26 protein-coding genes are annotated in these 26467 nt (G+C 43.4%); 19 read left to right on the top strand and 7 right to left on the bottom strand.

The genetic code is table 11. The annotated features are described in order from the left end of the window. Positions 1 to 12: 12 nt before the first annotated feature. Positions 13 to 516: a DUF1648 domain-containing protein gene (locus tag H7968_RS11745; protein ID WP_227396338.1), complete on the top strand. Its 504-nt coding sequence runs from the start codon at positions 13 to 15 to the stop codon at positions 514 to 516. A 417-nt stretch (positions 517 to 933) separates the two neighbouring features. On the opposite strand, the gene H7968_RS11750 is transcribed toward H7968_RS11745, so the two are convergent. After that, positions 934 to 1368 carry a peptidylprolyl isomerase gene (locus H7968_RS11750; RefSeq protein ID WP_227396339.1) on the bottom strand — a complete coding sequence of 145 codons (435 nt, stop codon included), beginning with the start codon at positions 1366 to 1368 and terminating at the stop codon, positions 934 to 936. 160 nt (positions 1369 to 1528) lie between these two features. Between H7968_RS11750 and H7968_RS11755 the strand changes: the two genes are divergently transcribed. The 7 genes from H7968_RS11755 to H7968_RS11785 all read left to right on the top strand — a co-directional run bounded on the left by H7968_RS11755 (position 1529) and on the right by H7968_RS11785 (position 9388). Further along, entirely contained in the window at positions 1529 to 2449 is a 921-nt protein-coding gene (locus H7968_RS11755; protein ID WP_227396340.1) for a proline dehydrogenase family protein, read from the top strand. Between the two features lie 58 nt (positions 2450 to 2507). Further along, positions 2508 to 3056, top strand: coding sequence for a superoxide dismutase family protein (locus H7968_RS11760; RefSeq protein WP_227396341.1), 549 nt, complete (start codon positions 2508 to 2510; stop codon positions 3054 to 3056). Between the two features lie 725 nt (positions 3057 to 3781). Further along, complete coding sequence (locus H7968_RS11765) at positions 3782 to 4768, top strand: LacI family DNA-binding transcriptional regulator (RefSeq protein WP_227396342.1); 987 nt, start codon at positions 3782 to 3784, stop codon at positions 4766 to 4768. Between the two features lie 153 nt (positions 4769 to 4921). Further along, entirely contained in the window at positions 4922 to 6355 is a 1434-nt protein-coding gene (locus H7968_RS11770; protein WP_227396343.1) for a PTS transporter subunit EIIC, read from the top strand. 14 nt (positions 6356 to 6369) lie between these two features. Further along, positions 6370 to 7845, top strand: a complete 1476-nt coding sequence (locus H7968_RS11775) for a glycoside hydrolase family 32 protein (RefSeq protein ID WP_227396344.1) — start codon at positions 6370 to 6372, stop codon at positions 7843 to 7845. A 101-nt stretch (positions 7846 to 7946) separates the two neighbouring features. After that, positions 7947 to 8393 carry a DUF4385 domain-containing protein gene (locus H7968_RS11780; RefSeq protein ID WP_227396345.1) on the top strand — a complete coding sequence of 149 codons (447 nt, stop codon included), beginning with the start codon at positions 7947 to 7949 and terminating at the stop codon, positions 8391 to 8393. A gap of 113 nt (positions 8394 to 8506) precedes the next feature. Continuing rightward, the gene (locus H7968_RS11785) at positions 8507 to 9388 is read left to right on the top strand and encodes an EAL domain-containing protein (RefSeq protein ID WP_227396346.1); all 882 of its coding nucleotides are present in this window, start codon (positions 8507 to 8509) and stop codon (positions 9386 to 9388) included. A gap of 77 nt (positions 9389 to 9465) precedes the next feature. On the opposite strand, the gene H7968_RS11790 is transcribed toward H7968_RS11785, so the two are convergent. Beyond that, complete coding sequence (locus H7968_RS11790; protein ID WP_227396347.1) at positions 9466 to 9810, bottom strand: DUF3307 domain-containing protein; 345 nt, start codon at positions 9808 to 9810, stop codon at positions 9466 to 9468. 111 nt (positions 9811 to 9921) lie between these two features. On the opposite strand from H7968_RS11790, the gene H7968_RS11795 reads away from it, so the two are divergent. From H7968_RS11795 to H7968_RS11810, 4 genes are read left to right on the top strand one after another with little or no spacing between them, the layout of a single operon-like run. Further along, complete coding sequence (locus H7968_RS11795) at positions 9922 to 11067, top strand: HD domain-containing phosphohydrolase (protein WP_227396348.1); 1146 nt, start codon at positions 9922 to 9924, stop codon at positions 11065 to 11067. Next, the gene (locus tag H7968_RS11800) at positions 11068 to 12930 is read left to right on the top strand and encodes an adenylate/guanylate cyclase domain-containing protein (RefSeq protein WP_227396349.1); all 1863 of its coding nucleotides are present in this window, start codon (positions 11068 to 11070) and stop codon (positions 12928 to 12930) included. Between the two features lie 14 nt (positions 12931 to 12944). Beyond that, positions 12945 to 13310, top strand: coding sequence for a response regulator transcription factor (locus H7968_RS11805; protein ID WP_227396350.1), 366 nt, complete (start codon positions 12945 to 12947; stop codon positions 13308 to 13310). Beyond that, entirely contained in the window at positions 13300 to 16485 is a 3186-nt protein-coding gene (locus H7968_RS11810) for an ATP-binding protein (RefSeq protein ID WP_227396351.1), read from the top strand. The genes H7968_RS11805 and H7968_RS11810 overlap by 11 nt, the downstream gene beginning before the upstream one ends. Before the next feature lie 122 nt (positions 16486 to 16607). Here H7968_RS11810 and H7968_RS11815 read toward each other — a convergent pair whose 3' ends face one another. Continuing rightward, entirely contained in the window at positions 16608 to 17021 is a 414-nt protein-coding gene (locus H7968_RS11815) for a GNAT family N-acetyltransferase (protein WP_227396352.1), read from the bottom strand. Positions 17022 to 17195: 174 nt separating this feature from the next. On the opposite strand from H7968_RS11815, the gene H7968_RS11820 reads away from it, so the two are divergent. Together H7968_RS11820 and H7968_RS11825 are read left to right on the top strand one after the other, a co-directional pair. Next, a complete protein-coding gene (locus H7968_RS11820) occupies positions 17196 to 18155 on the top strand; it encodes a Gfo/Idh/MocA family protein (RefSeq protein ID WP_227396353.1) in 960 nt (319 codons plus the stop codon). An 11-nt stretch (positions 18156 to 18166) separates the two neighbouring features. Further along, a complete protein-coding gene (locus tag H7968_RS11825; protein ID WP_227396354.1) occupies positions 18167 to 18724 on the top strand; it encodes a GNAT family N-acetyltransferase in 558 nt (185 codons plus the stop codon). A 523-nt stretch (positions 18725 to 19247) separates the two neighbouring features. Here H7968_RS11825 and H7968_RS11830 read toward each other — a convergent pair. Further along, the gene (locus H7968_RS11830) at positions 19248 to 19637 is read right to left on the bottom strand and encodes a hypothetical protein (RefSeq protein WP_227396355.1); all 390 of its coding nucleotides are present in this window, start codon (positions 19635 to 19637) and stop codon (positions 19248 to 19250) included. 117 nt (positions 19638 to 19754) lie between these two features. On the opposite strand from H7968_RS11830, the gene H7968_RS11835 reads away from it, so the two are divergent. Next, positions 19755 to 20126: a sulfurtransferase gene (locus H7968_RS11835; RefSeq protein WP_227396356.1), complete on the top strand. Its 372-nt coding sequence runs from the start codon at positions 19755 to 19757 to the stop codon at positions 20124 to 20126. A gap of 1 nt (position 20127) precedes the next feature. Then, the gene (locus H7968_RS11840) at positions 20128 to 20415 is read left to right on the top strand and encodes a rhodanese-like domain-containing protein (RefSeq protein WP_227396357.1); all 288 of its coding nucleotides are present in this window, start codon (positions 20128 to 20130) and stop codon (positions 20413 to 20415) included. 131 nt (positions 20416 to 20546) lie between these two features. Here H7968_RS11840 and H7968_RS11845 read toward each other — a convergent pair whose 3' ends face one another. Next, positions 20547 to 21500: a D-2-hydroxyacid dehydrogenase gene (locus H7968_RS11845; protein WP_227396358.1), complete on the bottom strand. Its 954-nt coding sequence runs from the start codon at positions 21498 to 21500 to the stop codon at positions 20547 to 20549. A gap of 11 nt (positions 21501 to 21511) precedes the next feature. Then, the gene (locus H7968_RS11850) at positions 21512 to 22000 is read right to left on the bottom strand and encodes a metallophosphoesterase family protein (protein WP_227396529.1); all 489 of its coding nucleotides are present in this window, start codon (positions 21998 to 22000) and stop codon (positions 21512 to 21514) included. 88 nt (positions 22001 to 22088) lie between these two features. On the opposite strand from H7968_RS11850, the gene H7968_RS11855 reads away from it, so the two are divergent. Then, positions 22089 to 22808 (top strand): GNAT family N-acetyltransferase, encoded by a 720-nt coding sequence (locus tag H7968_RS11855; RefSeq protein ID WP_227396359.1) that lies wholly within the window; start codon positions 22089 to 22091, stop codon positions 22806 to 22808. Between the two features lie 61 nt (positions 22809 to 22869). Continuing rightward, positions 22870 to 23403, top strand: coding sequence for a YtxH domain-containing protein (locus H7968_RS11860; RefSeq protein ID WP_227396360.1), 534 nt, complete (start codon positions 22870 to 22872; stop codon positions 23401 to 23403). 461 nt (positions 23404 to 23864) lie between these two features. On the opposite strand, the gene H7968_RS11865 is transcribed toward H7968_RS11860, so the two are convergent. Further along, entirely contained in the window at positions 23865 to 25223 is a 1359-nt protein-coding gene (locus H7968_RS11865; protein WP_227396361.1) for a copper amine oxidase, read from the bottom strand. Positions 25224 to 25538: 315 nt separating this feature from the next. On the opposite strand from H7968_RS11865, the gene H7968_RS11870 reads away from it, so the two are divergent. Next, complete coding sequence (locus tag H7968_RS11870; protein ID WP_227396362.1) at positions 25539 to 26453, top strand: F510_1955 family glycosylhydrolase; 915 nt, start codon at positions 25539 to 25541, stop codon at positions 26451 to 26453. Positions 26454 to 26467 lie beyond the last annotated feature (14 nt).

Genomic DNA, 26467 nt, shown 5'->3' on the forward strand with positions numbered 1-26467 from the left:
GGTGGTATGAGTTTGTTACATCAAAACAGACCCGTTGTCTCTATTAAACAATCATTAGGGGAAAAGCTGTTCAGTGCTGTATCGATTGCCTGTTTATTACTGGCTGTAGGATACTTGATATTGTCCTGGAAGGAGCTTCCTGAACAGGTTCCCCTTCATTTCAATGCATCTGGTGAGGCTGACCGATACGGTTCGAAAGCCACGGTGGTTATTCTTCCGGTTTTGGGGTTATTGATATGGGGAGGACTGACAGCGTTAGAGAGGGTTCCACATACATACAATTATCTGGTGAAAATCACTGAAGAAAATGCAGACAAGCAGTATCGGATCGGCGTATGGATGATCAACGTCACCAAAAATCTTTCCGTGCTATTATTTGCTTATTTGATTTATGAAACAGTCATGATGGGTAAACAGGAATCAGAGCAGTTGACAGCCGGCATTTTACCGGCTTTTCTGATTCTGATTTTCGGCACACTTGCCTGGGCCATTTTTCGAATGGTGAAAAATAAGTAAAAGGAGGCGTTGAAGCTGTTTTTCGGTGGAAGTGCAGTTCCTGATGGTTTTTACGTTATCGCTGGAATATTAATGATTTTGTTTATGGTGCTTGTTTATCATTGGACAGATACAGATTAAAAAAGCAGGAGTCAGCTCTTAATTGGAGTTGCTCCTGTTTTTTGTATAAAGAGAGGTTATACAACGGTCTTTGTGGTTTTGTATGCAAAATTCTTCAGGGATGAAGTCTGTCCCTTATGAGTAAGCAGTGCTAATTGATATTCCATACAAAAAGTGCAGGGTCATTCCGTAGACTCCTGCGGCAGAGAAGCGACAGGTGAGACAGATGTGCGTAGCACAGCTGGCTCACCGCGCGGCCGCGGAAAGCGAAGGAATGACCCTGCACGGTTTTAAATAGACAGTTTACTGAAAAAGAGTTTACCCGTTAACTCGGATTTCGTTGATGCCTGCGCCTTGCTCCATTGTTTGAGCATGCTCAAGTCCTTCTGTTACTTTACCGAATACAGTGTGAACGCCGTCAAGGTGCGGCTGTGATTCGTGAACGATGAAGAACTGGCTGCCGCCTGTGTCCTTACCGGCATGCGCCATTGACAGTGAACCTGGCACGTGACGGTGCGGGTTGCCTTCTGTTTCACACTTGATTGTGTATCCAGGGCCGCCTGTACCATTTTTATTCGGGCATCCTCCCTGGCTTACGAAGCCCGGAATCACACGGTGGAAATTAAGTCCATCGTAAAAGCCCTCGTTTGCTAATTTTTCGAAGTTCGCAACTGTACCAGGTGCTTCTTCCGGATATAGTTCAAATGAAATTTTCTGTCCATTCGTTAAATCAATGTAACCAGTCTTTGCCATTGTGAGCACTCCCTTATTCTAAATGTTTAACCAGTTTTCATCTTACCATGATCTCCAAAAAGAAGAAAAGAAAGACCCTTTATGGATGAAATAACCTCTGCGTTTTCTCGTGCTGATTTAAGGGAAATTGTATGGAAATATGATCCATAGGAGGGTTCGGATGGTTGAACAGACACTTCGTATGTTTTTTACAACACTTGCTTACAATAAACCACTTATAAAAACGGCAAGAAAAGCGGGTATGGACCTAGGTGGATCTTATTTCGTAGGAGGAGAATATACAGATGAAATGATTAGTCAGGTAAAAGAGTTGAACGAAAAAGGAATTGGAGTGACCATTGACTGTCTTGGTGAATTTGTTAAAACAGAAGAAGACACTGCCTATTATGTGGACAATGCGATCGCTGCCATTCACGCGATTCGTGATCATCATCTGCATGGACAGATTTCACTGAAGCTCTATTCGGTTGGACTTGAATTAGATCGGGAGCTCACCGTGCAAAATATGAAGAATATTTTGAATGAAGCTTCGGGCTGTGATGTATTTGTCACGATCAATATGGAAGAATATAAAAACTGTGAGGCGATTGTTTCGATATTTGAAGAGCTGAGATCTCATTATGAGAATATCGGTCTTGCGCTTCAGGCGAATTTATTCCGGACAGAGCAGGATTTAAAAAGACTTCATTCCTTGTCCCCAGCGATCCGCTTTGTTAAAGGGGCTTATAAGGAATCAGAAGATGTTGATATGAATGATAAAAGTCATGTTGATGAAAATTATAAAAAGCTCGTCAAACAGCATCTGCTGAACGGATTTTACACGCAGGCTGCAACACATGACAATGACATGATTGATTTTGTCAAACAGGTTGTAAAGGAATACCGTATTCCTCCTGATCAGTACGAGTTTCAAATGCTTCAGGGTATAAGAGACAAAAAGCAGGAAGAACTGGCGGCAGAGGGTCATAAAATGGTCGTATATGTACCTTTCGGCAAGGACTGGTATACGTATTTCATGAAAAGACTGGCAGAGCGCCCGGCCAATATCGGCTTCACCGTCATGTCTATGTTCAGACGATAGAATAGAATCATTCAAAACAGGACATCCTGCTAAAGAAAATGGCAGGAGGTTCAGTATAATGACAAAATATACAGCGGGTCTTATTTTAAGTGGGATTTTCGTCTTTATCGGCGGCTGTCAAATGAATATGGAGCAGGCAATGCCGGTATTAAGTGAAAAATCTGTTGAGTCAAAATTGTTAAATGCAGATGGTCAATCAGTAGGTACAGCAATATTAAAGGAAACATCAGAAGGAGTTTCGATTCATTTACAGGCTAAAAATCTTGAGCCGGGTGAAAAAGCGGTTCATATCCATGAAAAGGGAAGCTGTGTTCCGCCTGACTTTGAATCAGCGGGCGGACATTTTAATCCGGAGAAAAAGCAGCATGGTTTTAATAATCCAAAAGGTTTTCATGCAGGTGATCTGCCGAATCTTGAAGTAGATGCAGATGGAACCATTAACCTCAGTTTGAAGGTTAAAGCTGTCACGCTTGAAAAAGGAAGTCCACATTCACTTCTTGATGAGGATGGGAGTGCGATCGTGATTCATGAACGGGCAGATGATTACGAAACGGATCCGGCCGGAAATGCAGGAAAAAGGATCGTCTGTGGTGAGATTAAGGGGTAGTATCAGAAGAGCTGTTCAGGTAATAGAGCTGAATGGCTTTTTTTAATGGGTTTGCTGGAGTAATCGTGTGTTGATTCTTTTTTTGTTGCCGCGATTTTTGTTGTATTAAGAGATTAATCGCTACCGCGGAAGGTATATGGGGTGGCGACTTTGGTTTGCAGGTGTGGAGTAGTTCATAAGTCACTGAACTAACGAATTTTCGCCGTACCTCACAAACTCGCCGCCTAAGCTGACGAACTTCGCGTCTAACCTGACGAACTGCCTGCATGAACTCACGAATTCATCGGATAAGCTCACAAACCTGTCCGCGAACCTCTAATGTGTTGGCGGATTCTGTCTCGTGGTGTGAGGAGTAGTCCATAAGTCACTGAATTGGCGAATTCTCGTGGGACCTCACAAACCCGCCGCCTAAGCTGACGAACTTCGCGTCTAACCTGACGAACTGCCTGCATGAACTCACGAATTCATCGGATAAGCTCACAAACCTGTCCGCGAACCTCTAATGTGTTGGCGGTTTCTGTTTCGTGGTGTGAGGAGTAGTCCATAAGTCACTGAACTGACGAATTCTCGTGGGACCTCACAAACCCGCCGCCTAAGCTGACGAACTTCGCGTCCAACCTGACGAACTCCGCGCATGAGCTCACGAATTCCGCCGTTAACCTGGCATCACGCCAAAATCTCAAATATGATATTATGATACAAACATTGTTACCGGAGAGGATTTTATGAAAGTTACGATTAATGATATTGCAAGTCGTGCCGGGGTGGCAAAAAGTACGGTTTCCCGGTATTTAAATGGGGGAAGAATAAGCGCGGCGACGAGTGAAAAGATTAAGCTTGTGATTGAGGAGCACGATTATGAGCCGAACTCGTTTGCCAGAAGTCTTAAGTCAAAGAAAACGGGATTTGTCGGCGTGGTTGCACCTGCGTTGGATTCGTTTGTGACGTCAAAAACGTTAATCCGGATTGATGATGAACTGAGGGAGCAGGGATATACGACGCTTATTATTAATACGAGTCATTCTATTGAACGTGAGCTTGAAAGTCTGCAGAATCTGCAGCGGCAAAAGGTGGATGGGATGATTTTGTTTGCGACGGAGCTGACGCCTCAGCATTTTGAGCTGATGGAACGGTTGACAGTTCCATTGCTGATTATTGGGCAGGAAACGGATCGTACACATTGCATCGTGTTTGATGACTACAAAGCGGGTTATGAGATGGGACGTTACGTTGCTTCTGCCGGGCATAAGGAGATCTCATTTTTGGGCGTCCAGGAAGAGGATGTTGCAGTTGGCGTCAGAAGAAAAGAGGGCGTCATAGCCGGTTGTAAAGAAAATGGGGCGGAAACTGTGTCGTTTTTCAGAGGGAGCTTTGATTTTCAAAGTGCGATGAAGGCTGCGAAAGAGCAATTTTCTAACACATCTTCTACCGCGCTGATTTGTGCAACGGATACGATTGCGCTTGGCGCGATGAGAGTGGCAAGAGAGCTTGGGTACCGGGTTCCGGAAGATATTTCGATCAGCGGGTTTGGGGGATATACCGTGTCGGCGATGATTCATCCGTCTCTTACGACCATAGAATTTGACCATCAGGAAACAGGGGTGCTTGCTGCTTCTACAATGGAGAAATTGATTATTGGAGAAGAGGTTGAAAAGCTTCAGAGACCAAGCTTTTCCATTCGTGAAGGAGAAAGTGTAAAAGGAAAAAAATAGCGCTTACAAAAGGCTTGCATTTTTAAACGAAATGTTTTAGACTCATTTGTGGAACCGGTTCTATGAAAACGCTTCAGAAACTGGTTCCTAAAAAATACTTATATTTGGAACCGGTTCCACATTAAAGCCGGATCTGTTGAAAGGAGAAACCTCATGAGTGGGAAACTTCAAAAATACGAACCAACCGTGAAAGAAGTCATCCGGTTAATTGGTGGCAAGGAAAATATTCAAGGTGCTGCCCATTGTGCAACGAGACTTCGAATTGTGACAAACGACCAGGAGAAAATTTCTCTTAAGGAAATTGAACAGCTTGACCACGTTAAGGGAGCATTTATTGCAGGTGACCAGCTTCAGATTATTTTTGGAGCAGGTACGGTTAATGACGTTTATAAAGTATTCCAGCAGGAAGCAGGCATGGAAGATATGTCATTAAGTGACGTGAAAGGTGCCTCTGCTAAAAAGCAGAACGCTTTCCAGCGCGGAATTAAAGCATTATCTGATGTGTTTGTTCAGATCATCCCGGGACTGCTCGCAGCAGCTCTATTAATGGGGATTACAGGTCTATTAAGTCAGCCTGGCGTATTTGCAGAGCAATCTGTTGTTGAAATGTACCCTGCGATTACAGGGATTAATCGATTCCTGTCAATCATGGCGACAGGTATCTTTACGATTTTACCATTGCTGGTAGTTTGGTCAGCGACAAAGCGTTTTGGAGGAAATCCTGTTTTAGGTCTTGTTATTGGTGCGATCATGCTTCACCCGGAATTAGGAAATGCCTTTGAGGTTGCTGCGGGAAATGTTGAAGCAGAAAATATTAATATTCTTGGCCTTAATATCGAGCTTGTAGGATTCCAGGGTGGAATCATTGTAGCCCTTCTAATGGGTCTTGTTGTGGCGAAGCTTGATCAGTTCTTTACACGTGTTGTACCAGATATCATTAAGCTTTTCCTTGTGCCGTTCCTGACTGTCACGCTATCAGGATTACTGTTATTTGTGATTGTTGGTCCGCTTGGACGTTTCCTTGCAGACGGATTAACATCAAGCCTTCTTTGGGCAACTGAAAATCTTGGTGTTGTCGGATTTGTTATTTTTGCAGGTGTTCAGCAGGTTGTCGTCATTACAGGTCTTCACCACGTCATTGGCGCGGTAGAGGCACAGTTGATTGCCGACACTGGATTAAACTTTATTATGCCATTGATGTCTGTTGCGCTTATGGGACAGGGTGGAGCTGTACTTGGTTATCTGTACCTTCGCTGGAATGATAAAAAGGCACGCCAGATCGGAATCTCATCTTTTGGATCGATTTTATTCGGAATTTCAGAACCGGCACTGTTCGGTATTAATGTACGCTATAAATTCCCGTTAATTGCAGGCTGTATCGCGAGTGCGTTTGCAGGTGCTTACGTATTCTTCCTGAATATTAATGCGCTTGGATTCGGTGCAACAGCAGTACCTGGTATTGCTATCGTTTCAACGACTGGCGGTGGACACTTACACTACGTAATTGCCAACGTATTTGCGCTTGTTTTAGGAGCGATTTTCACTGCGATTTACGGAAAGGTGAAAAAACCAAGCTTTGATGTATAAAGAGGAGGACCATTATGACGACCCGCTATTTTGAACCGAAATACCGGACCATTTTAGAGGCAAAAGAGGGAGAGCTCGAAGCCTTAGCGAATAAATCAGCCTATGATCTGTGGAAGCCTGTGTATCACATTCATCCACAGTACGGACTGCTGAATGATCCGAATGGACTGGCCTGGTTCAAAGGCCGTTACCATGTGTTTTACCAGTGGTACCCGTATGGTGCTTATCATGGAATGAAGCACTGGGCACACGTTTCATCTGAGAATCTTGCTGAATTTGAACGTCACCCGGTTGCGATTACACCGGTTGAGGATTATGAGTCACATGGTGCCTACTCAGGTGCTTCCCTGCAGGTCGGCGATGAACTGTATTTATTTTATACAGGGAATGTGAAGTACGATAAGGAAGCGCGTGACGCCCATCAGTGTCTGGCGATCATGAATGAGGCCGGTGAGATCCGTAAATATGAAAAGAATCCTCTTATTGAAGGGGTTCCTGAGGGGTACACAGGACACGTTCGTGACCCGAAGGTATTTGAGCAAAACGGAACGTATTATATGCTGTTAGGGGCTCAGCGTGAAAATAAGACGGGTGCGATTATCGTCTATCAGTCACCTGATGCACTGAACTGGTCATTTTATGGTGAGCTTTCAGTCAATATTGACCTTGAGGGGTATATGTGGGAGTGCCCGGATTACTTCGAGCTGGAGGGGAAAGATTATTTAATCTTCTCCCCGCAGGGCATCGATCCTTCCGGTGAAAACTACCATAACGTTTTTAATACGGTGTATGCTGCCGGAACGCTTAATATTGAAAAGCTTCAGTTTGAAGTGGAAGAATATCATGAACTTGATAAGGGCTTTGATTTTTATGCACCGCAGAGCTTTGAAGCTGATGGAAAACGTCTGCTCTACGGCTGGGCCGGTGTTGGAGAGGTTAACTTCCCGACGGACGAAAATGCCTGGGCACACTGTCTGACCCTGCCGCGTGAGCTTGTCCGTAAAGGCAACAGACTGCTTCAGCGTCCTGCTGATTCGCTGTCATTACTTCAGGGTGAGCTTCTTGCTGAGGGATCGACGCAAGGCGCTGGTCAAGAAGCATTACTGGACAATACGACTGCGAAAGCATTCAGAGCATTGATCAGCACCACGTCAACGTCTGATATGAGCGTGCAGCTTTTTGAATCGGAAAATGAACATTTTGAGATCCGTTATGATCATGATGCTAAAAAAGTGACAGTGGACCGTTCGGGAATGACGCATGTGGTGGAAGCGGCATTCGGGACAACCCGTGAAGTTACGCTCGAAAACGGTCTTTCTGAAATTGAGGTTCTGGTTGATCACAGTATTGCAGAGATCTTTGTCAATGGAGGAGAAGCAGTCTTCACCTGCAGAGTATTCCCTCTAAACGAAGAGAAGAAAGTGGCAATTACAAGCAATAGTAAAACCAATTACGGGATTTATTCAATGAAACGCGGTATCAGCCGCTGATCATAAGGACTGTCGTGCAAGTCAGATAGACTGACTGCCGGCAGTCTTTTTTTGTTTCCGGATATTGAAAGTGGGAAAAGAGAAGCAAGGAGGTTGATCTTATGCCATTTGATTATGACCTGGATTTCGATTCAATTGATTTTCGTGAAAAGCCCGAGCTATACAGAGTAGGTCGTGGAGAGCAGGGTGTCTTATTAGTGGAGCCCTACAAAGGTGAAATACTGCCCCACTGGCGGTTTAAAACACCGGAGGAGGCAAAAGAATCATCAGAAAAGATTTATGAAATGTTTTTAGCCTATAAAAAAGAAGACGATTTTGTCGGAATGGATATGGCGAGGAAATTCATTCAGATGGGATATACGAGAGCCAGACGTTATGCCAATTACAAAGGTGGCAGAAAATACGACAAGAGCGGAGAAGTAAATGACCGTGAAATAGATGAAGAAAAAGTGCAGTCTGCCTCAATTTTTGAAGAGAAGTGGAAAATCGTAAGGGAAGATGAGGAATATCTGGAGAAAAAGAAACACCATCAAAAGAAGTATGGATAGCGCGAATAAAGAACTAAAAAATATTTATAAAATTCTGAAAAATAGTGCAGAGGTCTATATATATGCGTTATAATGAAAGTATTACAGTATGGCGTTGAAGGGAATGAGCCCGAATGAATGTCGCTTACATGCAGCCAAAGGTGAAAAATCTGTCATCTCAAAAGAAAATTACGTTCTTTCCCCTTGCTCCTGAAGAAGGTCAAACAGGTGATCAGGATATTTTGTCGAGGCTGAAGCTGTCCTTTAGTGAAGAGATCCGGAGAGCCATACGCAATAACGAATTTAAACTGTATTATCAGCCGCAGTTCCATGTCGAATCCGGCGCATTAGCAGGTGCGGAGGCATTTATTCGATGGCATCATCCGGACCGCGGGATCCTTTTTCCTGAGAATTTTATTTCACAGGCGGAATATTCAGGTCAGATTATGGACGTTGGACGCTGGGGTCTTCATGAGCTGTTTCATCAGCAGGCTAAGTGGAAAGACCAGGGAGCGGAACTGATCAACATTGCAACGAATATTTCAGGCATTCAATTTGTGAATCGTTCACTGATCAGTGAAGTCAGCCATTTTCTTGATGTGTATAAGGTAGATCCTGCTTACATCTCTATTGAGCTTACAGAACGTCTTGAAGTCGATCTGGATGTTTGGACACGTCAGGTTACGGACCTGAAAAACCTTGGTATAAAAATTTCACTCGATGATTTTGGTACCGGATATAATACATTTCCCCAGTTGATTAACGTTTCTGTTGATTTTGTGAAAATTGATCGGCGTTTTATTCAGCAGATGACGACCTCAGAAAGAGCGGCATCTGTTGTGGAATCTCTCATAAAGCTTTCAGGATCTCTCGGGTGTACGGCTATAGCAGAAGGGGTGGAGAGTGCTGGTCAGCTCGAGAAAATTAGACAATTCGGGGGCAAAGTGACACAGGGCTTCTATCATGAAGCTGCTCTACCCGCAGATGAATTTTTTTTAAAATACCTTTCGAAATAAAATAACTGTCCCGATAAAAAGATTAAGAGGATGATTCCTCCTGATTAATCTTTTCATTCGGGACAGTTTTTCATTACTTATAAATACAATGCGATGGCCAGAATAATAAGGTGAAAAATTTGATCTACAACGATCGTCAGCCATTTATCAGGGCCTGCAGGTGTTTGCATCATGCGCTTTACCCACCAGCGTACAAATTTTTGCCGATCCAGTATGACATGCGTTACAAAAATAAAGAGATATGCGACTAAAGACATAACACCGAAAGTCATCCAGGATACAATTAAAATCGTTATCGTATAAACGAAACAGTGCGTTAGTAAAGGAATCCACTCTGTGCTTTTTTTTGAAGCCATCCAGCCTGTTTGAAACAAAAAGTCTCCAATTAAATGTGCTAAAAACAAAAAAGAAAATGGATTCATATAATCACCTTTCATGGACCATTTTGACTATTTTTATATGATATAATTACTATATCATACTTAAATTCTATTCGTCTTTAGGATTTTTTTACTTGCTTGGAGGTGCGAAAGATGAATAACCGCCAACCGTTTTCCTCAGACATACCAGCAGAGGATTTGTTAAAAATCATTTTTGAATATGCATCAAAACTGGCTCATGAAAATGATCTGGATACGCTTCATATATTAATGGCGGAAATGGGCAAAAAGCTGACGATGGCAGATCGATGTACTTTGTGGATTGCTGATCCTCACGAAAGAAAACTGTGGACGAAGGTCGCTCACGGTATAGACAGGATTGAAATTCCTCTTTCTTCAGGCCTTGTTGGAAGCTCCTATCAGTCAGGAGAGACGATTATTATTCACGACGCCTATACAGATAGCAGGTTCAATCCGGATATTGATAAGAAAAGTGGATACCTTACAAAGTCAATATTATGTATCCCTATAAGAAATGCTGATAAAGAAATCATTGGCGTATATCAGGCAGTTAATAAGCAAAGTTATCCCTCCATCTTTTCTGAAAAGGATATTACTTATCTTTCTCTTGCTGCCACATATACAGGCCAATCGATTGAAAAAGCAATACTCTATTCTGAATTAGTAGAATCGCAGAAAGAAGTTATTTACACAATGGGATCAATTGGTGAGAGCCGTTCAGCCGAAACAGGAAACCATGTAAAAAGGGTCGCTAAGTACTCCTATATTATCGCCCGAGGCGCAGGTTTATCTGAGGAAGAAGCGAGCCTGATAGAGTTAGCGAGTCCCATGCACGATATCGGCAAAGTAAGCATCCCGGACGCTATTTTAAATAAACCCGGTAAACTTACGAACGAAGAATTCGCTGTAATGAAGCAACACACATTAACAGGCTATTCTATTTTTAAAAATTCTAAAAGAAAAATATTGCAGGCTGCAGCCGTTATCGCAAAGACTCATCACGAAAAGTGGAATGGAAAAGGCTACCCTGAAGGTTTGTCTGGAGAAGAAATCCCTCTGTACGGCAGAATAGTTGCCATTGCTGATGTGTTTGATGCACTGGCAACTGAAAGACCGTACAAAAAAGCCTGGCCACTTGAAGAAATTCTGAATTTAATTAATCAGGAAAAAGGGAAGCATTTTGATCCTCAGCTAGTAGACGTCTTTTTTGATCAGCTGCCGAAGATTCTGGAGATTAGATCACTTTATGCTGAAAAGCCGGAGAGGATGAGCGGTTAAATGAATGAAAAAGTGTATGAATTTAAAAAAATCTATCCAATGGATAAAGAGACTGCCTGGGAACTGATGTCAAATACAGATCATTTAAATCGGGTTTCAGGTGTATTTACCGTTCATTTCTCAAATGCTGAATATCATGACTCTACATTATACAGAACAGCAAAGGCAAAGGCTGCAGGATTTGTACCGTTAGAGTGGGTTGAGCATCCTTTTGAATGGGTGAAAAATGAATTTTATTCTGTAGAACGGGTGTATAGAAGCGGACCAATCAAACGGTTTCATTGGACCATTTCATTTGAAAATGTAAGTAGATCTGAAGCGGATCCGCAGGTTGAGCTTACATTTACAGGAAAGTTCACACCTGCAAATCTGCTGGGGCTTTTAGCTATTCCTACATCAGCTGTCAATTCGATTAAAGAAATCATGAAATATTTGGATAAATGTCTGGAAGCAAATCAGCAGTCAAGCATCAATATTCTGCCGGTACACGGAAAAGTTGAGCTGGATGAAATGCAACTTTCCAAAAAAAGTGCACGCTTATTGACTTTTCATCAAAATCCGGATCAGGTAAATCTTTTAATGAATCATTTAACAAGTGCCAGTGATGATGAAGTGCTGGATATGCAGCCTTATTATCTGGCTGATCGGTGGAGTATAAATCGATCAGATGCTTTATATCTTTTTTTACATGCTGTGAAGAGTGGTCTGCTGAATCAGTCATGGAATTTGATGTGTCCGAATTGCCGGGCAGCAAAGAATTCTGTTTCTGCCATGAACCAGCTGGTTGATCAGGTGCATTGTGACCTGTGTGGAGTAGATTATGAAATGACCCTCGACCGTTACGTTGAAATGCGATTTTCTGTACATCCATCTGTCAGAAAAGCAAGGAATCAAGTCTATTGTCTGAGCGGACCATCAAGAAGTCCACATATTCTTTCACAAAAAAGAATTGCTCCAGGTGAGACTTCGTTTATTCAATATCCTGTTAAACAAGGGGATCTTCGTCTAAGAGTATTAAAGTTCAATCATTCTATTAAACTGGATCAGAACCAGCATCCTGATCAGCCTTCTGCTGTTTATCATGACACAGGATGGGATACTGATAACCTCCATATAAATAAAAATGGCGGAGCACTGCAAATTTCAAATCAGACTGACAAGGAGATTGTCGTCTTAATAGAGAAAATGGAATGGGATCATTATGCGATCACAGGTGCTTCTATTGCGACCCTTCAAATCTATCGCGATCTGTTTTCTAATGAAGTATTATCACCGGATCAGCAGATTGGTGTAGAAACCGTTACCGTTCTTTTCAGTGATTTGAAGGGATCTACGGCATTGTATGAATCAGTTGGTGATGCAAACGCTTATCATCAGGTGCATCAGCATTTCAATTACTTAAAAAAGCATGTGGCTGCTAACAGCGGTGGCATTGTTAAAACAATAGGCGATTCAATCATGGCTGTTTTCTTAAAGAAAGAAGATGCTTTAAGGGCTGCCATTTCGATTCAGACGGGTCTTCACGAGTTCAATAAAGACAGTCAGACTTCCCTTAAGATAAAGCTCGGCTTATTTTCCGGCCCTGTTATTGCGGTCAATGCAAATGATATCCTTGATTATTTTGGAAGGACGGTTAATATTTCAGCGAGAATTCAGCAAAAAAGCGAAGGCGAAGATATCGTGCTGACAACATCAGATTTTGCGGAGCTTTCAGAGGTTTTTTCCAGTCATCAGTTTAAAACAGAAAAGCTGACAACGAAGCTTGCAGGGATTCATGAAAAAGCTGAATTGGTGAGAATCTTTGAGTTAGGTAATGAAGCAACGGGTGCTTTAAATGAGGCAGCTGCTGCTCAGGAAAATTAAGTGAGGTGCAGACAATGAAAAAACTGCTCATTGCAGATGACGAAGACATACTCAGAATGCTGATTGAGGATACATTGGAGGAGCTGCCATTTGTCATTTCGGAGGTGACAAACGGCAGGGAGGCATATGAACGTCTGAACGAAGAAACCTTTGATTATCTGATTCTGGATTACATGATGCCCGAGATGACAGGTTATGAAGTGCTTGAGAAACTGTCAGATGATATCAAGAGGACAATAACGATTATTATGCTGACTGCTAAAACCCAAAAAGAGGATCAGGAAGCGCTGATGCAGGCTGGTGCAGATTATTTTATTTCCAAACCATTCAGCCCGATCGAATTGGCTGATTTTATGGAGGGGCTGTTAAATGAAGGGTAACTCTATCAGAAAAACCTTTTTAAACTTGACTGCTACCGTTTTAATCCCGGTGTTGCTCGTTACAGCGGGTCTTTTTATTTATTTAAGTATAGAAAACCAGGAGATTGAAGAAGAGCAGGCTGCACTTCAGGAAAAAAGCGAAGCCATCGTAGAGCTCGAGGAGAGTGTTCGAGGAATTTTCTTTAGAGCGAGAGGCTATTATGCTTTTAAGCTGGATGCAGAAAGACAGCAGTTGGATCAGGAGATAGACAGATACGCAGTAGCGGTTGAATCAGTGGAAGGTCTTGCATTGACTGATTCAGAAAGGCAGATTATTAATGAGCTAGATGCCTTTATGACCACCTATTTTAATGAGTTGCTTCCAACAGCGCTGGAATACGTTGAAAATGATGACTATGTGTCTTTGCAGACGTATTCTGCAAGTGGAGTGAACGAGACAGTCAATGAATTTCTTTTTTATGCACAGGATTTGAGAGATCAAAACCGGGTGCTTACTCAGGAGTCAATCGAGGAAACGCTTCACCATAACCTTCTCACCTTTTTACTGTTCGGCGGTGTGATGTTGCTGTTACTCGTCATTCTGCTCTTTCTTATGCGTAAAATACTGCGGTCCATTATCAGACCGATAGAAAATTTAACAGAGGCTTCGGTTGCACTGCAGCAGGGGAAGGAATATGAGCTTGATCAGGTGCTTATAAAAGCAAATGGGGAAGTAGGCGTGCTGATTAATGCCTTTGATGCGATGAAGCGTTCCATTTCCTACAAAGAGGACGAATTAAATGCACAAAACGAAGAGTTAGTAGCCCAGCAGGAAGCACTGCATGAACAGCAGGATCAATTGAGAGACCAGCTACGGCAAATTGAAGCAACCTCACAGGCACTCGACAGAACGCTTATGGTGATTACAGTTAATTCAAATCGTATTATTACGAAAGCCAATCGCGTTATTTGTGAAAAGCTAGGTTACGCTGATGATGAGCTTCAAGGAAAAACGACGAGAATTTTTCGCACAGGAAGCCGCCCGGATTCTTACTTTGAGCAAATGTGGCAGCAGTTGAATTTCGGCATGATTTTCAATGCTGACGTACAATTGCGCAAAAAAGATGGAGGCGTCGTCTACGCAAATATGGCCATGGTGCCTTATTTGGATGAAACGGGTCATGCGTATGAATTTATAATGATTGCGCAGGATATTTCCCATTCAAAGCTGGCAGAAGAAGAGCTGAATAGGACCCTGCAGATTACGAAAGAGACGAAGGAACAGCTGGAACTTTACAATGATCTGAATCAGTCTCTCGTATCTACTTTTAATAAATATGAATTTCTGGACAACACGATAGCGTATTTAAATAAAATGTATGAGTTTGACCGCAGTATGCTCTATTTGGCGGACCGGAGTGTATATTCCGCTTACAATGTGACAACAGAGCGGATTAATGAAATTTTAAAAGAACCCTTTGATTTTACCAATGCTATTAAGGGGCTGACAATTCGTAAAAAGTTATCTCCATCTTATGACCAGACACTGAATGATGTACCTGAGTATACGTACGAACTAAAGACTGTTGTAGCCAACAACGAAGGAAAAACGCTGGCAGTATTCAGAGCTGAACGGGCTGGTAATTCATTTTCGGAGAAAGAGTGCGAAGAGCTGACAGGTATTTTTAACAGAATTTCGATTGCGTTTGACCGGATTCTTGCGTACGAGGAAATTGAATATTCACGTCAGCTTAATCAGGAAATCATTGATAACATGACTGAGGGATTACAGCTTGTTGACCGTGACGGCTGTATGATTCAGCACAATAAACCATTATGCGAAATGCTTGGGCAGCCTTATACGAATAAAAGTATGGATTGTGAATCCTGGCTCAGTGTTGTAACGAATTCTGTTGAAGAATCGGGGTTGCTTATAACTTTCTTTAAAGCAGCATATTCGGAGGACATTGAGGGAGTCAAAACCATTCGTTATACGACGAAAGAGGAACAGCCTAAAGTCATTGATATATATGCGACCACTATTTACAGGGGCTCAAAGGGAGTCGGGACGATTTTTGTTTACCGTGATATTACGCGTGATTATGAAGTCGACCGGATGAAGTCAGAGCTTGTCAGCACCGTCAGCCACGAACTGAGGACACCGTTGTCCAGCGTTCTCGGGTTTACGGAGCTGTTATTAACAAAAGAAGTTAAACCGGAAAAGCAAAAGCGCTACATTCAAACCATTCATAAAGAAGCGAGAAGGCTAACGAATCTGATCAATGATTTTCTTGATCTTCAACGGATGGAGTCCGGACGTCAGGAATATCACATGGAGCAGGTTCAACTGAATGAGATTATTTTGAAAACGATCGAAAGTCTTCAGGTGCCGCCTTCCCATCATCTGATCTTTAACGATGAGGCACCATTAACTGTCGTAAAAGCAGATTCAGACAGGCTGACTCAGGTTCTGACGAATTTAATCAGCAACGCCATTAAGTTTTCGCCGGACGGTGGGGACGTTCTGATTAAAACGAAAAGCAGCCCATCAGGGTTAACGGTTTCCGTTCAGGATCAGGGACTTGGTATTCCAAAGGACCAGCTGCAGGGGCTGTTCCAGAAGTTCAAACGGATTGATAACAGTGAAAGAAGGAAGATTGGTGGAACGGGCCTCGGCCTCGCAATCTGTAAAGAAATTATTAATCATCACGACGGCACGATCTGGGTAGAATCTTCTGAAGGCACAGGATCTGTATTCTCGTTTACCTTACCGGTGGACCAGGAGGCGGAAGTAGCCGCAGGTACAGCAGAAGTGACTGAGGGGGATGAACAGGCCCGTATCCTCATACTCGAGGATGACCTGAGTCTTGCCTTGCTATTATCGGATGAACTTAAATCCAAAGGGTATTCGGTCGTACATCACCTTGATCCGAAACGGGCGGTCGAAGATGTGAAGCAGAGGCATATTACGGCAGTGGTGGTGGACCTTTCCCTAAGTGGTGATCTCGATGGCTGGGATGTTATTGAGGAGTTGAGGAATGATGCGGAAACATCCTCTATACCGATCGTGATTTCATCTGCTCTGGATCGTGATTATGAGAAAATGAGAAAATACAAGATTGAACATTATCTGGTCAAACCGTATCCTCCCGAAGCATTATCAAAAGTCATTATAATGGGTGAGGACAGGACTTAGAAACGCAAAGTGCTGAGGTTAAGGAACACGGGAAGCCGGGACGATACTCACATAGAGTCGTTCCGGCTTTTTTGAATGAATGAGAGCACGGCGATATCACACCGCTGTATGTCCAACATTTTTTAAAGCGTAGGGCGTCCTGACTGATGCTCATAATTCCGTTTGATCATACCGGTTGAACGCTGGAGATCAAATGTGTCGTAGTAAGGCTGAAGCTCTTCATCACACATCAAATCAATCATATACAAATCATCAAGCTCATTTAGCATGCGTTTGACAAGCTCTTTGCCAATGCCCTGCTTTTTGTAGTCAGGCAGTACCTCTAAAAGTGGAATATAAGCAGAAAGAATGCCATCACTGATCGCGGTAATAAAACCGGTAACCTGATTGGTCTCTTCTTCAATGGCGACCACGATCCGGTAACTGTTCTGCAGGATTTGCAGGTGTTTTTCGCGGGATGGCGGATTAGGCCACCCGTCAAAGAAACCTTCTAACATGGCAGGGGTAATCCCTTCAGTGGATGTTTGATAAAGCATGAACATCATTCCTCCTTATATGTGGACAGTCATTAAAGAGCTAACCCGGCTCAAAAGTAAAATTCGACAAAAAGAAATAAAATCCTTTTTCAATGCCAATGCCGCGATCTGCAATTGACCGTTCCGTTTCAGTCACCGGTCTGTCATAGTAAAAGTAAAAGGGGAGTGATCATGATGAAAACAGCTATGTTAAGCAGATGGCACGTACACGCAGATGATTATGTAAAAGAAGCGCTGGCACATCCTGAGATTGATGTTTGTGCAGTGTGGGATGAAGATGCCAAAAGAGGTCAGGACTGGGCAGATGAACTCGGTGTCCCATTCTATGAGAGGCTGGATGATCTTCTTGAACGTACTGAAATAGAAGCGGTCATCGTGGATACACCGACTGTTATGCATAAAGAGGTCATCATAAAAGCTGCGAATAAGGGAAAACATATCTTTTCAGAAAAAGTGTTAGGGCTTTCAGTGAAAGAGTGTGAGGAGATCTTTGCCGCGGTAGATGCAGCAGGTGTTCATCTCATGTTATCTCTGCCAAGGCTCTCAGCTGATTATTATCTTTATGGACAGAAGCTTGCTGATGAAGGAAAGCTTGGGAAGCTGACTTCATTTCGATGCAGAGTGTCCCATAATGGAGCTGTTCCGACGAAAGAAAATCCACATGGCTGGCTTCCGGAAGCTTTTCTGAAAAAAGAAGAAACATCAGGTGGCGCCCTCATTGATCTTGGTGCCCATCCGATTTACCTCGCTAACCGGTTTGGTGGCAAAGTAAAAGAAGTGAAGGCGTTATTTCAAACGGTGTATAAAAGCGAAGTAGACGAGCTTGCAGCAGTACTGGTGTCATATGACAGCGGATTAATGGCCGTGATCGAAACCGATTTTGTTTCAAGCGGACTGTTCCATCTGGAGCTTCGGGGGACGGAAGGGAATTATCTTGTAGAAGGTAAAAAGGGGCGTATGCAAAACGCTGAAACCGGTGGTGATTGGATAGAACCTGAGCTTCCAGCATCTGCACCAAGTGCAATGGAGCAGTGGGTCAACCAGGTTAAAAGAGGTGCAGAACCACTCATCACAAGAGAAGACATGCTCAGACTGACTGAAGTGAATGAGCGGGCTTACAGAGGAAGGGAATAGGAGGAGAGAATTTGGAACCGTTTTTTACAGAGAGATTGGTTATGAGACCTTATACGCTCAATGATTATGAGGAATACATCAGACAAATGGAGCGGAGGAAGCATTCTCAGCATCAATATGATGAAGGTTACATAGACATGAAGGGCTTCACAAAAGAGATGTTTCAGGAAAAGCTTGATCGTTTCCAACGATGGGCAGAAGACGATCACGTTTATGTGTGGGCTCTATTTAAAAAAGAAAATGGAGAATTAATTGGTCACACAGATCTTATGGTTTTGAGCAGGGGAGATACGCAATGGGGTGTCACAGGTTATGCGCTTCACAACCAGTTCTGGGGAGAAGGATTTGGAACAGAAGCCCTTAAAGGACTCACAAACATTGCATTTGAAAAGCTGAAGCTTCATCGTCTTGAAGCCCAGATCAATCTAGATAATGAAGCGTCAATCAAAACGGCAAAACGAGCAGGTTTTGAATATGAATGTGTCCGTAAAAACTTTCTTTTCGAAAACGGCTGCTGGACGGATCACGTCATTTATGTAAAAACAAAAACGGAAACGAGCGCAGTTTAAGCGTTCGTTTCCGTTTTTCTTGGTGTCTAGCTGCGGCGACTAGCCCCTCGAGGTCATAAGTCAAAGATGAACGCGGGCAAAGGTCAGCCCTCTTTTCATCTTCGCCTTATGCTTGTCGGGGCTGGACGAGTCGCCTCCGCTTTTCTTCATGTCCAGCTCCGGTTCGCAGCGGCTAGTGCGCTTCCCTCAGCTCATTTCGATAAGTCAACATCAGCTCACTTCGTTCGCTGTGTTTCCTTTATCTTAATCGCTTCAGTCCACCGCATACGCCGCTAAACGCGAACCTCCGCTTTTCCCGATGTCTAGCTCCACCGGGCAGGGACTAGCAAACTTCCCGTCCTCTCGTTCGATAAGTCAACATCGGATCGCTAACGCTCTCCGTGTTTCCTTTATCTTCGTCGAGGACAGTCCAGTTTGTACGTCCCTAAACGCCCGCCTCCGCTTTTCTTGGTGTCTAGCTGCGGCGACTAGCCCCTCGAGGTCATAAGTCAAAGATGAACGAGGGCGAAGGTCAGCCCTCTTTTCATCTTCGCCTTATGCTTGTCGGGGCTGGACGAGTCGCCTCCGCTTTTCTGTTACGATTTCTTTTAAAATCCAGCCAGATCCCGATCACAATCGCAATCCACAAAAATGGCTGATCAATACTAAGGGGTGTTTCGGTCTCCCCGCCAATCAGCTGAAGAAAAATCACCAGTGCTGCAAAATAAATCGTCACCGGCAGACCCGTCAGTTCGTCCCGCTTTGAAATAGCAGGATCAAATGTCACAATAGAAACGATCAGAAACAGGCCAAATAAACCAAACAAAAACGGTATTGAAAATGGCGTACTGCCTGGAAAGAAAAACATAACAAATACCAGTGTCAATGACGCCAATGTAAGCAATGAACTAATGCGGTTAACCCATAATTTCATGAAACACCCTCCTCCTGTTCAGTATAGAAGAACGGGTCACAATGTGTAAACAAATCTCTTGACTACATACCTATAGGGGTATATATTAATTTTGTACAAACGAAAGGCGGGAAAGCAGTGGAACTGATTTTACTTTTATTGTTATTATTCAGCATTTCATTTTACAGACGATATGCACCAGTCAAAGGCGTAGAATGCGTACCTGAAGATCACTTGTCTGAACCGGATCATCAAGTGATTGATCTGCGTGAATACAATGATCCAACCACACGCAGTCAAACAAGCTTTCAACATATTCCCTATGCTTATTTAAAGCGTTTTTATAAAGAAATTCCCCATAAAGAAATCCATGTCATTGCATCTGATGAAGTGGATCTGAAACTGGGCATCCGCTTTTTAAAGAGTAAAGGATTCCAGGTGAAGAAAATGACATTACTAGCGCCTGCAAAGTCAGGCGTGTACAAATTAAAAAAATGTGGAGGGTACTAACGTGAAAAATATTTCACCGGCAGATGTAGAAAAAAGTTATGCTGAATTAAACGTGCTCGATGTGCGTGAAACAGAAGAAATAAAATCAGGGAAGATCCCCGGAGCCGTAAATATTCCCCTTGGTCTGATCGAATTCCGCAAGCAGGAACTCGACAAATCAAAAGAATACGTAGTCGTCTGCCAGGCAGGAGGCCGCAGTGCAAAAGCGACTCAATACCTGGAGGACCAGGGCTATCAAGTGACAAACATGACCGGCGGCATGAACAACTGGCAGGGGCCGGTTGAATAATTTCAATAATATATAATTCGTTTCTATTCTTTTTTGACCTTGTAAAAACAGAATAAAGTGGAGATATCAAACAAAGTGCCGGGTCATTCCGAAGCTGGACACCAGCGGAGGATGTCCCCGGCACGATTATTTTAATATCCTTTATCATAATCCACTAAATTAACAGGCAACAATTGCTGATCCAAAAACGACTCCGCATTCTTCAGAAAAATATCCTCAATCACCCTGTTGTTATAATGCTCCGTCGAACCGGCCGTATGAGGTGTAATCATCACATTCTCCATCTCCCATAAAGGACTATCCTCCGGCAGAGGTTCCTTTTCAAAGACATCCAGACCCGCTCCGGCAATTTCGCTTGATTGAAGGGCACGAGTAAGAGCAGATTCATCGATGATCTCACCCCGTCCAATGTTAACAAGAAAACTGCTTTCCTTCATTTTTGAAAAATGAGCGGATGTAAACAGCTGATTCGTCTCATCAGTCAAAGGCAGCGTAATCACTACATAATCGCACTCAGGGAGAATCTCTAACAGATTGTCGAGTGTATACATTTCATCAAAATATTCTTCGTTTTCTCCGCTTCTCCTGAATCCTTTTACCGTCATCCCAAATGCTTTTGCGATTTTTGCTGTTTCTTTTCCAATGGCACCGGCACCGAGCAGTCCTACTGTTTTACCGTGCAGTTCAAGAGACAGCCCGGCGTGATGCCAGGTTTTTGATTGCTGATGCCGTGTGTACGCATTGATTTTCCTTGTCCAGCCGAGCATGAGTGAGAAGATGGTCTCAGAAATCGGGTAAGCATGGACACCATTGGCACTCGTCAATATAATATCCCGCTTCTTGAACTCGTCCAGAGGATGTTTATCGACCCCCGCACTCCAGGACTGAACCCATTTTAACGAGTGAGCGTCCTGCAGATAGGGTGTCATCGCATTTTTCCAGCCAGCAATGACTGCTGCGTCTTTTATGTAAGGTCCCCATTGCTCTTCATCTTTTCCTGTAATGATGTTCCACCCATTAAACGTTTGTTTTACTTTCTCAACCAGCTCTTCTTCAAGGTTTTGCGCAATAACGACTGTATTCATTCGATCTCCTCCTATTTTTCTTTATAAAAAACAAGTTCCACACTGATTGCTTCCTGAATCGTAATGACCGCAAATGAATAGTGCTGCTGCCTTCTTTTATCTGTAGCTGAACCGGGATTAAGTATGATAGGGCGCTGGTCATCTCTTAAAACAGGGATATGAGAATGACCGAACAGAATCAGATCCACATCTTCATGTTCAAATGCCTGGAGCGCACGCTTTTCGGTTGTTTGTCCTTTTCCATAACCGTGCACAACACCGATTTTTTTATTCCCTGCCTCTACAATTCTCCTGGCGGGGAAAAGCGCTGTGATCTCATCAGTGTCTGTATTTCCTGTGACACCATAAACCGGCGCATAGGATGACAGCTCGTCAAAAACGGCTTTTGTATTCCAGTCACCTGCGTGCAGAATCAGATCTGCATCCTCTAATTCTTTTACAAGTGGAAGGGGGAGGTGCTTCGCCATCCTTGGCATATGTGTATCAGATAAAGCAATCACCTTCAAAACATTCACCCCTTTGAAATTTTCATGTTAAACTTACATTAATTATCATGTAACTTAATCGTTGAGTAAAGGGGATCGTTTTATGCATTTATACCAGGGGGAGGCTGAACGCCGATCTGACGGGCAGAAGGTTTCATATACTGTCGACAGAGTTCAACCTGATCAAATAGAAGAATTCAAAGCGTTTCAGGCAGGTATTTCCGAATCTCTGGAAGACCCGGCTTCTCTTCAGCCGCTGACTGATGAAGAAATCCAATATGTATTTGATGGCGGCGGGATCGTGATTGCTGCTTCAGTAGAAGGTAAAATAATCGCTGTGCGCGTCCTGTTGTATCCAGGAGATGATGAAGAAAATCTGGGCCGGGATCTCGAGCTTTCCTACGAAGAACAAATGAAGGTGGTCCATCAGGAAATCTCACTCGTTGACACGGATTTCCGGGGCAATGGGCTCCAGCAGATTTTAGGGAAAGTCATCATGCAGGAGATGAAATTCTCAACATCTTACTTTGAACACCTTTGCTGTACCGTTTCTCCGTCCAATATACCGAGTCTAAAGGATAAATTCAGACAGGGGATGTTCGTGCTCGATGTAAAAGAGAAGTACGGTAATGTTCCAAGATACATTTTTTATATGCCTTTAAAGCAAAAGCTGTTTATCGATAAAGATTCTTACATTTTTATCCGTACAGACAAGCTTGCAAGACAAAAAGACTTTTTTAACTCAGGCTATGTGGGCGTAGGGCTGAACCAGACGAAACTGGGAACGTGGATGGTTTTTGCCAGGCTTAAGGAATCTGTTTAAAGGTTTAAAAAAACGTCATGAGGGTAACCTTCATACTAGATAAAACGAGGAGGCTATTCATATGACGCAGAACAATTACTCAAACAATAATGACAGTAGCAAGTTACTTCTTGGTGTAGTAGTAGGAGCAGCAGTAGGCGCAGCAATTGCCCTGCTGGACAACTCAACCCGCCAAAAAGTCATCTCAGGCAGCAAAAATCTTGGATCATCAACAGGCGGTTTTGTCCGCAATGTAAAAGAAAATCCAGGTGAGTTCAAAAACGATGTAACAGAACGTTTTAAATCAGCCGTCAGTACCTTGAAAAGCGCAATGAATGAAGCCCAGACGCTATATGAAAAAGTAAATGAAGAAGTGGTTCCACAGATCGAATCAATCCGTGAAAGTGCTTCAGAAATCGTTGAAACGGCGAAAGAAGTAACGGAGGATGCGAAGGATATCGGATCACAGGTTGCAGATGCCGGTTCTGAGGTAAAAAGCAGCGTATCGTCGGGACACCAAAATAATGACAATGTTGTCCAGCTTTCAAAGGAAAGCCAGAAAACAGTAGATGCTTCTCCTAAAGGAGATATTCCTGGAGATGTTGGCCGTCAGTAATCTTAATAAAGCGGGATAGGCATTTGATGCTTATCCTGTTTTTTTATGTGTCCGAACGTGAGGTTGTGCGGCTAATTCGTGAGGATCCGGCATGAATTCGTCAGTTCCCCAAGAGCTTTTGTGAGTTGGCGCGCGTGATTCGTGAGGTGGGAGGATGAGTTCGTGAGTTCAGTACCATTTGACCTATCCGGCCCTCCATCAAAACCGCGCGCTGGACAAACAAAGGGGTTGGAAAACTTCGTGAGTTTGTCCTGATAGTTCGTGAGGATCCGGCATGAATTTGTCAGTTCCCCAAGAGCTTTTGTGAGTTAGCGCGCGTAATTCGTGAGGTTGGAGGATGAGTTCGTGAGTTCAGTACCATTTGACCTATCCGGCCCTCCATCAAAACCGCGCGCATAACCCCAAAGAACATAACAAAAAGCCGACTCCCCTGAGGGAATCGGCTTCAATTATTTAGTCTATTAAGACTGTTTGCGAGTGCGAAGTGCAACTGTTGTTGTGATCGCAGCAAGCAGTAGTCCTGCAAGGATCCATACGTATGGAAGTTCAGATGATGCAGTACCACCGAAACCAGTGTTTGGCATTTCAGCAGGCATTTCACCGCCACCGAACTGATCCGGGAACTGGTCTACGATTGCAGCTGATAATCCAGCAGCAGGCATTGTCATGTGAGCCCATGCTTCACGGATTGAGCTGTAAGCTGTTTCATAGTCACCAGCTACATAAGAGTCAAATGCTGTCAGAAGCTGACCAACGTGTGCTGTTAATCCTTCTTCAAGAGCAGCAGCAGGTACACGGCTTTCAGTTGCTGCGTCAAGGAATGCAGCCTGTTCTACGATATAACCGTCAAGTTCAGCTTTAGCAGCTTCCTGACCTTCAGTGTTACCTTCACCAGTAGCGACTACATAATCAACGAAGTATCCAATGTGAGAGTTCCAGATCTCAGAGAACTGAGCGCCAGCTTCTTCCCCGTATACAGATGCAACAGCAGCAGATAGATCATCAGCGTTTGCAGTTAATGCAGCAGCAGCCTGGTCAAAGCTTTCAGCTCCGTCAGCACCATCCTGCATCGCCATAGCAGCAAGTCCAGCGTGCTCTGTGAATACATAGTTTAGTTGAGCGCGAAGATCAACTGCTGGTGTATCAGGGTTTGTTCCTTCAAATTGATCAGGGAACTGATCAGCGATTGCTACAGATAATTGCTCAGCGAACATGCTCATGTGGTGAATCGCTTCACGCTCATTTGTGTAAGCAGTTTCGAAGTCTCCAGCAGCGTATGCATCAAACGCTCCAAGAAGCTGGTCAATGTGCATCTGAAGTCCTTCTTCAAGAGCAGCAGCTGGCAGGCGGTCTTCAGTTGCTGTTGCAAAGAATGCAGCCTGTTCTACTTTGTACGCTTCAAGTTCTGCAAGTGCAGCGTCTTTCCCTTCCTGATTATCTTCAGCTGTTGCTGTTACATAATCAACGAAGTATCCGATGTGAGAGTTCCAGATCTCAAGGAAAGCAGCTCCGTTATCTTCACCATATACAGAAGATACAGCAGCAGCGATATCATCTGAGTTAGCTGTAAGTGCACCAGCAGCCTGATCGAAATCTTCAGCTCCGTCAATTCCTTTTCTCATTGCTTCGATTGCAAGGAATGCGTGCTCAGTTAGTGCAGTGTCAAGCGTGATACGAAGTTCAGCAGCTGGTGTAGCTGTGCTCGCTTCCATACCTGACTCAGCGTGTCCGCCTTCACCGTGATCGTGTGCAAATGCGGCGGTTGGCATAAGTAAAGCAAAACTTAATGGCACAGCTAACATACTCTTCTTCAATTTCATGTGTAATCTCTCCTTTTTCTTTTAAAAGTAATGGTTCTGTTCAGGCTAACGGAAAGTAAAAAGACTTGGATCACTTTTTTTGAAAAAAAGATTTATTTTTCTAAAAAAGGCTGTTTTTTCATCTTCTGTTGAGCCATTCAAATAGAGAAACGGAATGACTTCAAAAAAGGATCACAAAAATTAAAACTTTTTTCGTGAGGATGTTTTTTACATGACGATTCGTAAAGAGTTATGTAATATTCACGATTTAGACTTTGACTTGCGAATGCATCTATGAGAAAAAAGAGAAAGAAATACGTGCTGGGGGTAAATGATATGAAAAAAGTGAAAAGCAGCTTGGCGATTCTGGCTGCCGTGATCATGGCTGCAGGATGCTCTTCTGAAGAAAATAGTTCGTTTTATGGACCGGTCGATGAACAGACAGGAGCTCACCATGTACATGGAATGGACTTTGTTGAAGGAGAACTGATTGTCGCTACACATTATGGCTTATTTAAGCGCGATGGGGATCAATGGTTACATTCAACTTCAAATAATCACGATTATATGGGATTTACGTCTTTCGGGGACGGTTTTTATGCGAGTGGTCATCCTGATCCTTCTACTGATCTGGAGAATCCACTGGGACTTGTGAAAAGTCTGGACCAGGGCGAATCTATGGAACAACTCGTTTTCTCAGGTGAGACAGATTATCATTATATGGCTGCCAGCCGGGAGGGAAAACGGCTCTATACCGGTTTGATGGAAGGAAACAGTGAGCTTGATGCAGGATTTTATTATACAGACGATGAAGGTGACAGCTGGATTCCGATGGAGCTTCAGGGACTCGAAGCTGAAAGTCTGTTCGGATTGGCAGCCCACCCTTCTAATAAAGAAGAATTAGTGCTTATGACTGATAAAGGACTCTTTCAGTCAACTGACAGTGGTCAGACCGTTACATTGCTCGATAACAGTCAGGGAACCACTGCAGCTTATTTCACAGAAAACGGTTTATATACGGTTGAAGGAAATCTTGTGAAGAAAGATCAGCAGGAGATCGGCAGCATTGATTTTCTAGATGAGGCAGTGATGTACCTCGCTGTAAACCCGGATAAACCGGAGGAGATTTTTGCTGTTACAGGAGCCGGAGATGCCGCTTTTTCTTCAGACGGTGGAGAGACATGGAACGAAGAAGTCATTTATCAGACTGCTAATGAAGCTGAGACGCATGATGATGGACATGAACATTAAAGAACACGCCGGAA

The sequence above is a fragment of the Jeotgalibacillus aurantiacus genome, from assembly GCF_020595125.1.
Lineage (GTDB): Bacteria > Bacillota > Bacilli > Bacillales > Jeotgalibacillaceae > Jeotgalibacillus > Jeotgalibacillus aurantiacus.